Here is a 14725-nt window from a genome sequence, read left to right on the forward strand (position 1 = left end):
ATGATGGACAAGATGGACGCCCAGCTCGAGCTGTCACGGAAGCTGCGCGCCGTCGACGAGACGGACGTGGCGGAACGCGTCATCGAGTACCACTTCCTGCCGGACCTCATCGGTAACCTCCGGGCCTTTTCGAGACAGGAGACCCGCTGTCTCGACTGCGGGGAGAAGTACCGCCGGATGCCGCTGACGGGCGACTGCCGCGACTGTGGAGGTCGGGTGAACCTCACCGTCCACGAGGGGTCGGTGAACAAGTACATGGANNNNGCCATNNNNGTCGCCGANNNNTTCGGCTGCCGAGAGTACACGAAACAGCGGCTCCGGATCCTGAATCGGTCGCTGGAGTCGATCTTCGAGAACGACAAGAACAAACAGAGCGGTATTGCGGACTTCATGTAGGTCCGCGACGCGGGGGTGCAGCGTCGCGCGGGCGGTCAGTTGATCCGATCCCAGTCGCCAGCGTGGCCGGCTCGGATTTCGACTTCGTGTTCCTCAAGCACCTCGTGGGGGTCGGTATCGAGTTTGTCGTCGAGCGTCTCGTCGATCGAGTCGATGATCCCCGAGAGCGCGGCCCAGATCCCGGCGTCCTCGATCGGCGACGTGAAGATCTCGTTTTGCCGTTCGATTCGCATTACGATGTCGCCGTCGACCTTGATCTCGATGACTTTCCCGTTTTCGAACCGCCGGGTTTCAGTCGGATCCGAGATATCCTTCGGCATACCCGCGTGTAGTCGGTGGGGGATTTTGATTGCATGGGTTTCGTTCACATATCTAACAAATCGAGTGCGCAGTACAGCAGCGCGGCTGTACCGCTGCTACGGGGTCAATAAAAAACAGTCGGCCGCGAGTCCGGACAGCGCGGACTCAACACCACTCGTTCAGGACCAGTGCGTCGCGTTCACGGACGGAGAGCCACGCTTCGTCACGGCTGATATCCGCAATGACGTATGCGGGGCGGCTCGACGCGTCGTCGACGGCAGCCATGACTTCGGCCTCCGAATCCCCAACAGGTGTGTGGTCCTGTGTCATGGGGATACGTCACACGCTCAGGTATTTAATCATGTCGAATCCCCTGCACCCGGGGTCCGAATGATACAAGCGGCTGGCCGACGGTAGCCCGGTGTATGAACGTAGCCGATGCGATGACGCCACGGGGGGAGCTGGTGACAGTCGAGCTGCCCGGCACCCGCGACGACGTGCTCACGTACCTACAAGACCACGGCTTCTCGTCGGTCCCAGTGACCAAGAACGTCGACGGGATCGACGTCTACCGCGGGATCGTCTCCCGGGATACGCTGATCGAGAACCCCGACGAAGACCAACTCGCCCTGCTGGCCGAGGAAGTCGACACGCTCACGCCCGAGACCGACATCCTCGATGCGGCCGCCCACATGGTCGAACACAACGCCCGCCGCGTGCCGGTCGTCGACCCCACGGACGACGACGAACTCGACGGCATCATCACCGTCACCGACATCGTGCGCGCCATCGCCCGCGAGCACATCGACGGCGACACGCCGGTCGGCGAGTTGGCGACGCCGGATGTCAACACCACCTACGTCGGGACCCCACTCACTGTCGCCGAACGCGAGATCTACTACGCCAACGTCCCCTACACGGTCGTCCTCGACGACGAGGGCGAGATGACGGGGATGCTCACCGAGGTCGATATCGTCGAAATCGCCCGCGTCGTCGAGGGCGAGGACGACACCGGCGAGTCCATCGCCGAGCAGGATTCCGAGTGGGCATGGGAAGGTATCAAGGCCGTCGGAAACAGCTACTTCCCGACCCGCAACGTCGAGATCCCGGCCGAACCGGTCGCCGAGATCATGACCGACGACGTGATCACCATCGGCAAGACGAAAACCGCGACCGACGCGGCCCAGACGATGATCACCAACGAGATCGAACAGATCCCGCTCGTTTCGGGTGGTGAACTGATCGGCATCGTCCGCGATATCGACCTGCTGGAGGGGCTCTGATGGCCAGCCAACAGGATCTCACCGAACTCGCCAAACGCCGTGGCTTCTTCTTCGGCTCCAACGAGGCCTACGGCGGGACGGCGGGCTTCTACACCTTCGGCCCTGAGGGCGCGGCCCTCAAACGCAACGTCGAGGCGGCGTGGCGCGAGCAGTTCACCCTCCGGCTCGGCAACGAGGAAATCGAAGCCCCGACCGTGATGCCCGAAGCGGTTTTCGAGGCATCGGGGCATCTCGACGGCTTCGACGATATGCTCATCGAGTGTGCGGAGTGCGGCGAGAGCCACCGCGCCGACCACCTGATCGAAGACGCCGTCGAGGATATCGAGGATGCCGAAGCCCTCGGCGTCGAAACGGTTGAGGAACTCATCAGCGACCACGACCTCGCGTGTCCGACCTGTGGTGCCGACCTCGCTGGCGAACCGGTCGAGGATTTCAACCTCATGTTCGAAACCTCGATCGGCCCCGGCGCGGGCCAGCCCGGGTATCTGCGACCCGAGACGGCACAGGGGATCTTCGTCGAGTTCCCCCGCCTGAAGGAATACGCTCGCGGGCAACTCCCCTTCGGCATCACCCAGATCGGCCCGGCCTACCGCAACGAGATCAGCCCGCGGCGCGGGATCATCCGCGTCCGGGAGTTCACACAGGCCGAACTGGAGCAGTTCATCGATCCCGAGGAGGACGAACCGCCGCTGGAAGATGTCGAAGACGTGGAAGTCACGCTCTACCCCGCCAGCGAACAGAACGCCGACGATGGCGACTACATCGAAACGACGATTGGCGACGCAGTCGAGGAAGAAATCATCACCTCGCCGTGGGTCGCCTACTTCCTCGGCGTCGCCCAAGGGTGGTACGAGCGCGTCGGCGTCGACATGGACCGGTTCCGGTNCCGCCANCATCTCACCGGNGAGCGCGCCCACTATGCCGCTGACTGTTGGGACGCCGAAAGCGAAGTGAACGGCAACTGGATCGAGATCGCCGGCTTCGCCTACCGCGGCGATTACGACCTCCGGAAACACGGCGAGTACTCCGAGGATCGGTTCACGATCTTCAAACGCTACGACGAGCCGAAAACGGTCGAAACGGCGACCGTCGATCCAAACATGGCCGCGCTCGGCCCCGAGTTCGGCGGCGCGGCCGGCGACGTCGCCGACGCCCTGCAGGACCTCGCCGACGACGACCCCGACGCCTTCGACGGCGACGAAGTTACCGTCGAAGCCGAGGGCGAGAGCTACACCGTTGACACCGAGGTCGCAAACTTTTCGATCGAAACGCAGACCGAAAACGGCGAGCACATCACGCCGCACGTCGTCGAACCCTCCTTCGGTGTCGGCCGGACGGTCTATACGCTGCTCGAACACGCCTACAGCGAGGACGCCCTCGACGACGAGACACGCACCTACCTCTCGTTGGCACCGGAAATCGCGCCGACCGACGTGGCCGTCTTCCCGCTGGTCAGCAACGACGATGCTCTCATCGACGTTGCCAACGACCTCGCCGACGAACTCCGGGCGGCCGGCATCTCGGTCAGCTACGACGACTCGGGCTCGATCGGCCGGCGATACCGCCGACAGGACGAGGTCGGTACGCCGTTCTGTGTGACCGTCGATCAGGACGGATTGGAGGGCGACGACGAGACGACAGTCACCCTGCGAGAGCGCGATTCGGCGGCCCAACTCCGGCTACCGGTCGCTGACCTCGCAGCCGAACTGGAAGCCGTCTTCGACGGCGACCGCGAGTTCGCCGACCTGCAGGATCGCTACGAGCGCGTCGAAACCGACGTGACGACCGAATGATGCTGCGACGGCCAGTACCGACGGGCCAGCCATGAGCGAGTACGGCCGGCGGGCGATCCATGCCAGCGGCGTCGGGATGCCAGTGATCTACCTGCTCGAGATCGTCACGTGGACCGAACTCCGGTACTTCATGCTCGTCGTGACGGGGATCGTCTTCACGCTGGAGTTCCTCCGGCTGGTCGTCGGTCTCAACCACTGGCTCTACGACGAAATCACCCGCCCGTACGAACAGCACTCGGTCGCCGGCTACGCGCTCTACATGCTGAGTATGACCGCCGTCGCCGTGCTGTTCAGCCCGGCGGTGACGATCCCGGCGATGTTGATGTTGATTCTCGGCGATCCAGTGAGCGGAATCCTCGGCGACAACGCAGCCGACGAGCACAAACGACCCGCCGTCGTCGCCGCGACGTTCGGCGTCTGTTTGCTGTTGGCCGTCCCGTTCACCGTCGCTGGTAGCAATCCCACAGTCGGCGTCGCCGCGGCCGTCGTCGGCGCAGGCTTCGGCGCGATCGCCGACGGGATCAAACCGGTGATCGGCGGCGTCGGCGTCGACGACAACCTCACGATTCCGCCCGCGGCGGCCGTTGGGATCGTCGGGACGTTCTGGCTGTTCGGCGTCGACGTTGGCTTCGATCCGATCTGGCTGTGAATCCGCCACTCGTTCTGCGCAGAACTAAATGAAAACTGACACAATCATTGGAGGGAACTGGTAGGAAAGATTACAATCCTCGGCTGCCTGCTAGCGGTATGCAGTCACGACGACGATACCTCCACGGAAGCCTCGGCACTGCCCTGCTGGTCGGCCTTGCCGGCTGTATCGGTGGCGACGACGATGAGACACGCCCCACGGGAACCGGTGGTCCGGGCGTCAGCATCGCGTCAGTTACCGACGACCTCGACATCCCGATTGACGTTGCTGTCGAACTGGTCCGCGATGCGGCCACGGCCGAGCAGCCGCCGCGGCTCCGCACGACGCTCACGAACACGAGCGACGAGCCGGTACAGGTCGGCGAGGGACGGGCCGTCCACTTCGAGTACGTGAACGACACCGACGGGCTGTTGACGCTGCTGCCGGCCGCGTCGCCGGATGAATACCCGGTCGAACCAGACTGCTGGCGGCTCACCGACGGGATTGCGATCACCGAGGAGTACCGCACGTTCGAGCTTGCGGCCGGCGAGTCCCAGAGCCGGGATGTCGATCTCTATGCAACGCAGGACGCCGACGGCTGTCTGCCAGTCGGGGAGTACAGCTTCGAAACGACGGTTTCGATCGTTGACGACGAGGCAGCCCAGGAGGCGTCGGCAACGTGGGGCTTCTCACTGACGCTGGAATAAGCCGGCTCGGGTTGGAACGCTGTGCGTTGCGATCGGAAGCTTGCGCGGTGCTGCAGGCGTGGGCTCCCTCATTTCATGTCGAACGAGACCAATGCACACAGTATCGGCGATCACGAAATCGTTTTGTAGCCGACCACCAAGGAAACGGTAATGGCAGCCGACCGTCGCTCGGATTCGCCTGTCGTCGGCCAGCGGCGGCTGCGGCGACTACCGCGAGCGGGGCCGGCCGGCGGCTCCGCCTCGTTTCGACGGTCGGGCCGGTAGGCCTCGGTTCTGGTTCGACCGTCGCTGTTTCGTTCCGTGAAACCCTCTTTTCGACCGTATAGAGCCGTCTCTGCGGCTATTTTCGGATTTGTAAATCACTGAATTTAAGGCCCACTCCCCGTTTGGTGGGAGTAATGACAAACCGCGTGGCACTGGCGTTCAGCGGCGGACTCGATACGACCGTCTGCGTGCCGGTTCTCGAAGAGGAGTACGGGTACGACGAAGTGATCGGCGTCACCGTCGACGTCGGCCAGCCGGACGACGAGTTCGAAGAGGCCCGGGAGACCGCCGAGGCACTCGACCTCGACCACCACGTCGTCGACGCCAAGGCCGAGTTCGCCGACCTCTGTTTCGACGCCGTCCGCGCCAACGCCGACTATCAGGGCTACCCACTCGGGACGGCCCTCGCACGTCCGGTGATCGCCAAAGCAATCCTCCGTGTCGCCGAGGAGGAAGGCTGCGACGGCATCGCTCACGGCTGTACCGGCAAGGGCAACGACCAACTCCGCTTCGAAGCCATCTGGCGTGCCTCCGATCTCGANGTCATCGCNCCNGTNCGCGAGNTNGGNNTNACCCGCGANTGGGAGANNGAGTACGCCGCCGAGCGTAACCTCCCCGTCGAGGCCGGCAACGAGGGNNNNTGGTCNATCGACACNAANCTCTGGNNNCGCTCCNTCGAGGGNGGCGATCTCGAAGAGCCCGACCACGTGCCGGGCGAGGAGATTTACGAGTGGACGACGCCGCCGAGCGGGTTCGGCGAGGAGATCGAACTCGGCTTCGAGAACGGCTATCCCGTCTCGCTGAACGGCGAGGAGATGGAGCCAATCGAACTCATCGAAGAACTCAACGAACTCGCNGGCTCNTACGGCGTCGGCCGNACNGACNNGATGGAGGACCGCATGCTCGGGCTGAAAGTGCGCGAGAACTACGAACACCCCGCCGCGACGACGCTTCTGAACGCCCACNAAGGNCTCGANGNNCTCGTNCTCACGAAGGAGGANCGCGATTTCAAACGCCAAGTCGACGCCGAGTGGAGCCAGAAAGGCTACGAGGGCCTCGTCGACGGCCCGCTCGTCGCCGCCCTGGAGGGCTTCATCGAGGAGACCCAGACGAAAGTCACCGGCACGGTGACGATCCGCTTCGAGGGCGGCCAAGCCCGCGTCGTCGGCCGCGACAGCGATTATGCGGTGTACTCCGCCGATGCTGCCTCCTTCAACACCGAGAAAGTCGGCGACATCACGCAGGCTGACGCGACCGGCGTCGCCAAGTACCACGGCTATCAGGACCGCATCGCCGCCGAAGCCAAACGCGCCGCCGAGGCGAAACGCGGGGCGACTGACGGCGACGATAGCGACGAGTAAGCAAACATGGGCGACGACCCGATGGACGGCGCGGCTGATCCGAACGACGCGGACGACGAGACGGTCGTCCGCCGTGACCGCTTCAGCGGCGGCCCCGCCCGCGAATTCTTGTCGAGTCTCGCCGGTGACAGCCGGATTTTCGACGCCGACCTCGCGGTTGATCGCGCGCACGTCGTNATGCTCGCCGAACAGGGAATCNTCGNNGACGACGNGGCNGGCGANATNCTNGNCGCNCTCGCNGACGTCGAAGCGGCCGGCCACGGCGAACTACCCGACGGCGAGGACGTCCACGCGGCCATCGAGACGGCAGTCATTGACCGGGTCGGCCCCGTCGGCGGGAAGATGCACACCGCGCGGTCGCGCAACGACGAGGTGGCGACCTGNNTNCGCNACCGCCTNCGCGAGGATTTGCTGGACGCCATCGAGACGACGCTCGCGCTGCGCGAATCGCTGCTGGAGGCCGCGGCCGACCACACCGAGACGGTGATGCCCGGCTACACGCATCTCCAGCCGGCCCAGCCGATCACGGTCGGCCACTATCTCTCGTCGTACGCGGCCGCCGTCGGCCGCGACACCGCGCGCTTGCTCGACGCCTACGACCGCACGAACGCCTCGCCGCTCGGCGGGGCGGCCTTCGCGGGCACGCCGTTCGATATCGACCGCGAGCGCACGGCCGAGTTGCTCGGCTTCGACCGCATCGTTGAGAACTCGATGGACGCTGCCTCAGCGCGGGACTTCCTCGGGGAGGCGACCGCCGCGCTGGCGATCCACGCGACCACGCTGTCGGGGCTCGCCGAGGACATCGTCGTCTTCGCCAACAAGGGTTATATCGATCTGTCGGACGACTACAGTTCGACCTCCTCGATCATGCCGCAAAAGAAGAACCCCGATACGCTGGAGTTGACGCGGGCGGTCGCCGGTGANGCGACCGGCGAGNTGACGGGGCTGTTGACGACGCTGAAGGGGCTGCCNCGNGCGTACAACCGCGACCTCCAGCGCGCCCATCCGCACACGTTCCGCGCAGTCGACGCCGTCGTCGAGGCGTCGTCGATTGCCGCGGGCGCGGTTGCGACCGCCGACTGGAACGCCGAGTTGTTGGCTGACGAAGCCGGAGCCGGCTTTGCGACGGCGACCGGCATCGCCGACCAGCTGGCAATGGCGGGCTTGCCGTTCCGGACGGCCCACGAGGTCGTCGCACTGGCAGCCGAGGAAACCGAACACAGCGATGACGGCGTGACCGCCGCCGTGCTCGACGCGGCCGCCGAAGACGTGCTGGGAGAGTCGCTGTTCGAGTACGTCGACGAGGAGAGCGTCGAGTCGGCACTCGATCCGGCCGAAAGCGTGGCAAGCCGCGATTCGGTCGGCGGGCCCGCGCCCGCCGTCGTCGAGGTGTCGATAAAAACGGCAAGCGAGGCCGTGACGACCGACAGCGACGCGCTTGCGACGCGCCGCGAGACGCTGTCAGCGGCCGCCGAGCGGCTGCAGCGGGAGGTCGATCGCTATGTGTGAACTGCGGCGTCGACAGCCGCTGGTCCGGCTCCGGCGACCCCCGTTTGGGGGCATCTATCTGATATGAAATTCAGCCGAGAATTTCGTTACGCCGTCAACACGCCCGCAGCCGCCGAGAGTGGCCACGCCGAATAATATAAAATTTCCAACAAGTTCGATGTGTTTAAGTATATACGTCGGGAACGCCTGCGTACACTCATGTCAGACGCAGATTGTCCGGAATGCGGGGCGGGCGTCTCCCTGCACGACGACCTCGAAGTCGGAGAGATCCTCGACTGCGGCACCTGTGGTGCCGAACTCGAAGTTATCGCCGTCGACCCGGCGGAACTCGACACGGCCCCGGAACTCGAAGAGGACTGGGGCGAGTAAGGTGGCTGCGACGCCCGCGGCAGCCGTGTCGATCGGCCGTTTCACCAGCATACAATGAACATCGGGATCCTCTACTCGCGGATTCGCCAAGACGAGAAGCTGTTGCTCAACGAGCTGCGCGACCGCGACCACGAGATCGAAAAGATCGACGTGCGGAAACACCAGTTCGGCCTCGACGGGACGACCGCCGATGTCGACGACCTCGATCTCGTCGTCGACCGCTGTCTGTCGACCAGCCGGTCGCTGTACGCGACGCGCTTCATCGACCACTACGGGATCCCAGTCATCAACAGCCCCGAAACGGCCGACGTATGTGCCGACAAGGTCAAAAACAGTCTCGCGCTCGATGCCGCGGGCGTGCCGACCCCCGAAACGAAAGTCGCCTTCACCGTCGATGCGGCGATGGATGCCATCGAGTCCTTCGGCTACCCCTGCGTCCTCAAGCCCGTCGTCGGCTCGTGGGGNCGNCTGATGGCNAAGATCGACTCCNNNANNGCNGCCGANGCCATCCTCGAACACAAGGAGACGCTGGGCCACTACGAACACAAGGTGTTCTACGTCCAGGAGTTCGTCGAGAAACCGGGCCGCGACATCCGCGTGCTCGCGACGGACGGCGAGCCNGTCGCNGCGATGNCCNGNNNNTCNGANCACTGGCTGACCAACGCCGCGAAAGGCGGTGACACAGCGGGATTCGAGCTTGACGATACCGCACTTGACCTCGTCGAGAAAGCCAGCGACGCGGTCGGCGGCGGCCTGCTTGGCGTCGACCTGATGGAGGTTGGCGGCGAAGAAAGCGGCGAATACACCGTCCACGAAATCAACCACACTGTCGAGTTCAAAGCCCTCAACGGCTGTGTCGATGTCGACGTGCCGGCCACCGTCGTCGACTGGCTGGAAACGAAAGCGAGCGAGGCAACGCCGGAGGCGACGCAATGAGCGAAACCTACACCGCCAGTGTCGTCGGCGGCACCGGGTTCACGGGCGGCGAACTGCTCCGCCTGCTCGCCGGCCACCCCAACTTCGAGATCAAGCAGGCGACCAGTCGCTCGAAGGCAAACAAGACCGTCGGCTACTCGCATCCGAACCTCCGCGAACTCGACCTCCGCTTCAGTTCGCCCGACGACCTCGAATCAGTGGATGTGCTGTTTGCGGCGACACCGCACGGCGTCTCGATGGAACAGATCGACGAGTTTGACGAGCACGCCGACACCGTCGTCGACCTCTCGGCGGATTTCCGGCTCAACACGGCCGAACAGTACGAGGAGTGGTACGACGGCCACAGCGCGCCCGAATACCTCGATAAGAGCGTCTACGCCCTCCCCGAGTTGACCCGCGAGGAGTTGCCTGGCGCAGGCCTCATCGCCAGCGGCGGCTGCAACGCCGCCTCGACGATCCTCGGCCTCAAGCCGCTTTTTGATGCTGGCATCCTCTCGGGCGACGAGCAGATCGTCGCTGACGTGAAGGTCGGCTCCTCGGAGGGCGGCGCGGGCGGCGGCGACGCCTCAAGCCATCCCGAACGCTCCGGCGTCGTTCGCCCGTACGCGCCGGCGGGCCACCGCCACGAGGCCGAAATCGAGCAGTTCCTCGGCGTCTCGCTGTCGTTCACCGTCCACGCGGTCGATATGACCCGCGGCTCGTCGGCGACCTGCCACGTCTTCCCTGGCGAGCCCGTCTCGAAGGGNGACCTNTGGAGNGCCTACCGCGANNNNTACGACGAGGAGCCGTTCGTCCGCATGGCCGGCGGCGGCGGTGGCGTCTACCGCTACCCCGAGCCGAAGGCGGTCGCGGGCTCGAACTACGCGGAGGTCGGGTTCGAACTCGACCCNNNNAACNGGCGNNTNGTCGNCTTCTCGGCNATTGACAACATGATGAAGGGCTCGGCCGGCCAGGCGATCCACGGTACCAACATCGCTCTCGGCCTCGACGAGACGGCCGGCCTCGACTTTCAGGGCCTCCACCCGGTCGGCGCGCCCTGACACGGAGTGGTTGCTTATGACAGAACACGATTCACAGACACGCGCTCGTCGTCGCCAGCACCACGCGGCTGATCATTCGCAGACCCACACAGACGCACGGCAGCGGCGACTCCGAGCCGACGGCGGCCAGCCGCCGGTCGTCGTCAAGATCGGCGGTGCGAACGCCGTCGATCCCGAAGGCGCGGTCGACGACATCGCCGCCCTCGTCGAATCGGGCCGCGAGGTCGTCGTCGTTCACGGCGGCTCGACCGCCGTCGATGATACGCTCGAACGCATGGACATCGAACCCACGTACGTCGAAACGCCTGGCGGCGTCACCGGCCGATTCACCGACGAAGAGACGATGGAAGTCTTCGCCATGGTGATGGCCGGCAAACTCAACACCGAGTTGACGACGCTGTTCCGCAACGCCGGCGTTGATGCCGTCGGCCTGTCGGGCGTCGATGGCGGGTTGCTGACCGGTCCCCGCAAGTCGGCGGTTCGGGTGCTCGAAGACGGCAAAAAGAAGATCAAGCGCGGCGATCACTCGGGGAAGATTACCGACGTGAACAGCGACCTCCTGGCCACACTGCTCGCCGACGGCTACACGCCGGTCGTGAGCGTGCCGATGCTCGGCGAGGACGACGACGAGGTGCTGCCGGTCAACGCCGACGCCGACCGCTCGGCGGCCGCGGTCGCTGGCGCGCTCGGAGCGGAACTCGTGGTGTTGACCGATGTGGCGGGTATCTACGCCGACCCCGACGACCCCGAAACGCTCATCGACTCGGCAGCAACACCTGAGGAGTTAGAGTCGGTCAAAGACGCCGCGGAGGGGTTCATGACGAAGAAAGTGATGGCCGCGACCGAGGCACTGGAGGGTGGCGCGCCGGCGGTTCACGTCGGCGACGCCAACCGCGACGCGCCGGTCAGTAGCGCGCTCGACGGCGCGGGCACGACGATCAAAGCGAGTGCGCTAGCTGACAACGGAGAGATCACCCAATGAGTGGCTTCGTCTTCTCGGAGAAACCCATCGACATCGAGCGCGGCGACGGCCCGTACCTCTACAGCGAGGACGACACCGAATACCTGGATTTCGGCGCGAGCTACGCGGTCGCGCCGCTCGGTCACAGCCACCCTGCCGTGACCGAGGCGATTCAGGACCAGGCCGAGACGCTGACCTACGTCCAGGCCTCGTACCCGGTCGATGTCCGCACCGAACTCTACGAGCGACTCGCCGATCTCGCGCCGGGCGACNTNNNCAANGTNTGGCTCTGTAACTCCGGCACNGAGGCNAACGAGGCGGCGNTGAAGTTCGCCCGCNNCGCGACNGGGANCCAGAAGNTCGTCGCCACCANGCGCGCCTTCCACGGGCGGACGATGGGCGCGCTGGCGATGACGTGGAAGCAAAAATACAAGAAACCGTTCGAGCCGTTGGCCGGCGGCATCGAATTCGTGACCTACGGCGACGAGGACGAACTCGCTGAAGTCGTTGACGACGAGACGGCGGCCGTCTTCCTCGAACCCGTCCAAGGCGAGGGCGGCATCCACCCCGCGACAGTCGAGTATCTGGAGGCTGCCCGCGAAGTCACGGAGGACGCGGGTGCCGCGCTCGTCTTCGACGAGATCCAGACCGGCGTCGGCCGCACCGGGACGCTGTGGGCCTGCGAACAGGCCGGCGTTGTCCCCGACATGCTGACGACGGCGAAAGGCATCGCCAACGGGATGCCGCTCGGCGCGACGCTCTGCAAAGAGTGGATCGCCGAGGAGAGCGGCGACCACGGCTCGACGTTCTCCGGCGGGCCGGTCGTTTCGGCAGCCGCGAACGCGACGCTGGAAACGCTGATGGATGAAGAGGTTCCCGCTCACGCCGGCGAAATCGGCGAGTACATGATGGACGAAATCGAGGCCGCTGCCGAGGAACACGACCTCGGCGTCCGCGACGTGCGCGGCAACGGGCTGATGATCGGCGTCGAGGTGAAACGCGGCGCGAACCGCGTGCTGCGCGATCTGGCGATCAATCACCAGATTCTCGCGCTGCCGGCGGGCCGAACGGTCGTCCGATTTTTGCCTCCGCTCACCATTGACGAAACACACGTCGACACCGTCGTCGACGCGCTCACGGAGGCACTGGACTGATGGCTGTCGAATCAACCCACCCCGCATTAGAGCATTCCGCTATCGACACTGAGGGCCGCCAACTCCTCACCGAGTTGGTGTCGATCCCCTCGGTGTCGGGCGAGGAGACAGCGGCAGCCGAACGGCTGGCAGGCTTTTTCGAGGCCCACGACCGCGAGGTCTGGATCGACGACATCGGCAACGTGCGCGCGCCCGGCGACGACACTGTCCTCCTCACGTCGCACATCGACACCGTTCCCGGCGAGATTCCCGTCGAGATCAAAGACGGCGAGGACGGCCCCGAACTCTGGGGGCGCGGCAGCGTCGACGCGACAGGGTCGCTGGCGTCGATGGCGATTGCGGCGGTCGAAACCGGCGCGTCCTTTGTCGGCGTCGTCGGCGAGGAATCCACCTCCCGTGGCGCGTGGTACCTGACTGACCACCGCGATTCACCCGACCTCATCATCAACGGCGAACCCTCCGGCTGGGGCGGGATCACGCTGGGCTACCGGGGCCTCCTTGAGGGCACCTACGTCGCCGCCAGCGAATCAGGGCATCACTCCCGGCCCGATCTGAACGCGATCCAGCACGCGATGAGCTGGTGGGATCGCGTCGAGACGATCTTCGAGCCCGACGAGTGGGTGCCCGTCTTCGAGCAGGTGACGACGAAACCCGTCGATATCGAAGGTGGCGTCTCCGTCGACGGCCTCTCGATGGAGGCGACCATGGAGTTCCAGTTGCGCGTCCCGCCGGAGCGCACGCCCGACGAGGTGCGCGAACTCTCGGATGCTGAACTCGACATCGGCACGGTCAACTGGACGGAGTCGATCCCGCCGGTGATGACCAACCCGCGCACGGAGTTGGCCCGCGTCTTCCGGGCGGCGATCCGCGATCAGGGCGGCGATCCGCGCCTCCTCCGGAAAACCGGCACCAGCGACATGAACGTTTTTGCAACTAAGTGGGACTGTGGCATGGTGAGCTATGGCCCCGGCGACTCCAGTCTCGACCACACACCGAACGAACACCTCCCGCTCGACGAGTTCGACAACGCCATCGACGTGTTGATCGACGTGTGTGAGCGACTCGGCGTTGGCGACGAAGTGGCGAGCGACGACAGCGAGGCAGCGACCGACACGGAGGCAGCACAATGAACGCGGACGACTTCCTCGACATCGACGATGTCTCGGCCGACGAACTCGACGCGCTGCTCGCGCTGGCAGCCGACCTGAAAGCCGGCGACAACGACGCTCGACTGACCGACCAGACGCTCGGGATGCTCTTCGAGAAGCCGNNNACGCGCACCCGCATCTCCTTCGAGACNGGGATGACNCANCTCGGCGGCCACGCGNTNTTCNTNGGNCCNNACGACATCCANCTCGGCCACGGCGAGCCGNTNAANGACACCGCCCGCGCGATGGGACGGTACGTCGATGGGATCATGGCGCGGCTCTTCGACCACGAGGACGCCGAAACCCTCGCGGAGTACGCAGACGTGCCCGTCATCAACGGGCTGACCGACGACGCCCACCCATGTCAGACCCTCGCTGACCTGCTGACGATCCGCGAGCAGTTCGGCGGCCTTGAGGACGTGCAGGTCGCGTGGGTCGGCGACGGCAACAACGTCGGCCAGTCGTTCGCTGTCGGCTGCGCACTCGCTGGCGTCGATCTCGCGGTCGCAACGCCGCCGAACTACGCGATGGACGACGCCGTCATCGACCGCGCTGCCGAACTCGGCGAGGCACCCGAAGTGTTCACCGATCCCGACGCCGCCATCGACGGCGCGGACGTGATCTACACCGATGTGTGGGTCAGCATGGGCGAGGAGGACGAACGCGAGGAGAAATTGGCTGCCTTCGACGGATTCCAACTCAACGACGAGCTGCTGGCCGACACCGATGCGACGGTGATGCACTGCCTGCCGGCCCATCGCGGCGAGGAGATCACCGACAGCGTCATCGAAAGCGACCGCTCGATTGTGTGGGAGCAGGCGGAAAACCGACTGCACGCTCAGAAGGCACTGCTGGTCGAGTTGCTCGGTTGAGATT

General features: G+C 65.2%; 15 protein-coding genes and 1 pseudogene (1 of these 16 cut by a window edge). 14 read left to right on the forward strand and 2 right to left on the reverse strand.

From position 1 onward, the window contains the following. Nucleotides 1-396 (forward strand): annotated as a pseudogene (locus EGH24_RS02885) (DNA polymerase II large subunit) (it extends 3157 nt beyond the left edge of the window). Nucleotides 397-431: 35 nt separating this feature from the next. On the opposite strand, the gene EGH24_RS02890 reads toward EGH24_RS02885, so the two are convergent. Both EGH24_RS02890 and EGH24_RS15225 read right to left on the reverse strand, forming a co-directional pair. Beyond that, nucleotides 432-716: a hypothetical protein gene (locus tag EGH24_RS02890; RefSeq protein WP_142978661.1), complete on the reverse strand. Its 285-nt coding sequence runs from the start codon at nucleotides 714-716 to the stop codon at nucleotides 432-434. A 145-nt stretch (nucleotides 717-861) separates the two neighbouring features. Next, a complete protein-coding gene (locus EGH24_RS15225; RefSeq protein ID WP_185903214.1) occupies nucleotides 862-1026 on the reverse strand; it encodes a DUF7556 family protein in 165 nt (54 codons plus the stop codon). A 95-nt stretch (nucleotides 1027-1121) separates the two neighbouring features. Here EGH24_RS15225 and EGH24_RS02895 point away from each other — a divergent pair, with 95 nt between their 5' ends. From EGH24_RS02895 to argF, 13 genes are all read left to right on the forward strand, one after another. After that, nucleotides 1122-1979 (forward strand): CBS domain-containing protein, encoded by an 858-nt coding sequence (locus EGH24_RS02895; RefSeq protein ID WP_142978662.1) that lies wholly within the window; start codon nucleotides 1122-1124, stop codon nucleotides 1977-1979. After that, nucleotides 1979-3772, forward strand: coding sequence for a glycine--tRNA ligase (glyS, locus tag EGH24_RS02900; RefSeq protein WP_142978663.1), 1794 nt, complete (start codon nucleotides 1979-1981; stop codon nucleotides 3770-3772). Before EGH24_RS02895 ends, glyS begins: the two co-directional genes overlap by 1 nt. Nucleotides 3773-3803: 31 nt before the next feature. Further along, nucleotides 3804-4421 carry a dolichol kinase gene (locus tag EGH24_RS02905; RefSeq protein WP_142978664.1) on the forward strand — a complete coding sequence of 206 codons (618 nt, stop codon included), beginning with the start codon at nucleotides 3804-3806 and terminating at the stop codon, nucleotides 4419-4421. Nucleotides 4422-4519: 98 nt separating this feature from the next. Continuing rightward, nucleotides 4520-5107: a hypothetical protein gene (locus tag EGH24_RS02910; RefSeq protein ID WP_142978665.1), complete on the forward strand. Its 588-nt coding sequence runs from the start codon at nucleotides 4520-4522 to the stop codon at nucleotides 5105-5107. Between the two features lie 398 nt (nucleotides 5108-5505). Beyond that, nucleotides 5506-6732 (forward strand): argininosuccinate synthase, encoded by a 1227-nt coding sequence (locus EGH24_RS02915; protein ID WP_142978666.1) that lies wholly within the window; start codon nucleotides 5506-5508, stop codon nucleotides 6730-6732. A gap of 21 nt (nucleotides 6733-6753) precedes the next feature. Next, a complete protein-coding gene (gene argH / locus EGH24_RS02920; RefSeq protein ID WP_142978793.1) occupies nucleotides 6754-8241 on the forward strand; it encodes an argininosuccinate lyase in 1488 nt (495 codons plus the stop codon). A 198-nt stretch (nucleotides 8242-8439) separates the two neighbouring features. Then, the gene (gene lysW / locus EGH24_RS02925) at nucleotides 8440-8610 is read left to right on the forward strand and encodes a lysine biosynthesis protein LysW (protein WP_142978667.1); all 171 of its coding nucleotides are present in this window, start codon (nucleotides 8440-8442) and stop codon (nucleotides 8608-8610) included. A 54-nt stretch (nucleotides 8611-8664) separates the two neighbouring features. Continuing rightward, nucleotides 8665-9546 carry a RimK family alpha-L-glutamate ligase gene (locus EGH24_RS02930; protein ID WP_142978668.1) on the forward strand — a complete coding sequence of 294 codons (882 nt, stop codon included), beginning with the start codon at nucleotides 8665-8667 and terminating at the stop codon, nucleotides 9544-9546. Beyond that, the gene (argC, locus tag EGH24_RS02935) at nucleotides 9543-10586 is read left to right on the forward strand and encodes an N-acetyl-gamma-glutamyl-phosphate reductase (RefSeq protein WP_142978669.1); all 1044 of its coding nucleotides are present in this window, start codon (nucleotides 9543-9545) and stop codon (nucleotides 10584-10586) included. The genes EGH24_RS02930 and argC overlap by 4 nt, the downstream gene beginning before the upstream one ends. A gap of 16 nt (nucleotides 10587-10602) precedes the next feature. Then, nucleotides 10603-11568 (forward strand): acetylglutamate/acetylaminoadipate kinase, encoded by a 966-nt coding sequence (locus EGH24_RS02940; protein ID WP_142978670.1) that lies wholly within the window; start codon nucleotides 10603-10605, stop codon nucleotides 11566-11568. After that, nucleotides 11565-12701 (forward strand): aspartate aminotransferase family protein, encoded by a 1137-nt coding sequence (locus EGH24_RS02945; protein ID WP_142978671.1) that lies wholly within the window; start codon nucleotides 11565-11567, stop codon nucleotides 12699-12701. The genes EGH24_RS02940 and EGH24_RS02945 overlap by 4 nt, the downstream gene beginning before the upstream one ends. Continuing rightward, nucleotides 12701-13831: a [LysW]-lysine hydrolase gene (locus EGH24_RS02950; RefSeq protein WP_142978672.1), complete on the forward strand. Its 1131-nt coding sequence runs from the start codon at nucleotides 12701-12703 to the stop codon at nucleotides 13829-13831. Before EGH24_RS02945 ends, EGH24_RS02950 begins: the two co-directional genes overlap by 1 nt. Next, nucleotides 13828-14721, forward strand: a complete 894-nt coding sequence (argF, locus tag EGH24_RS02955) for an ornithine carbamoyltransferase (RefSeq protein WP_142978673.1) — start codon at nucleotides 13828-13830, stop codon at nucleotides 14719-14721. Before EGH24_RS02950 ends, argF begins: the two co-directional genes overlap by 4 nt. Nucleotides 14722-14725: the final 4 nt, after the last annotated feature.

Source organism: Halonotius terrestris (assembly GCF_006861665.1).
Taxonomy (GTDB): Archaea; Halobacteriota; Halobacteria; order Halobacteriales; family Haloferacaceae; genus Halonotius; species Halonotius terrestris.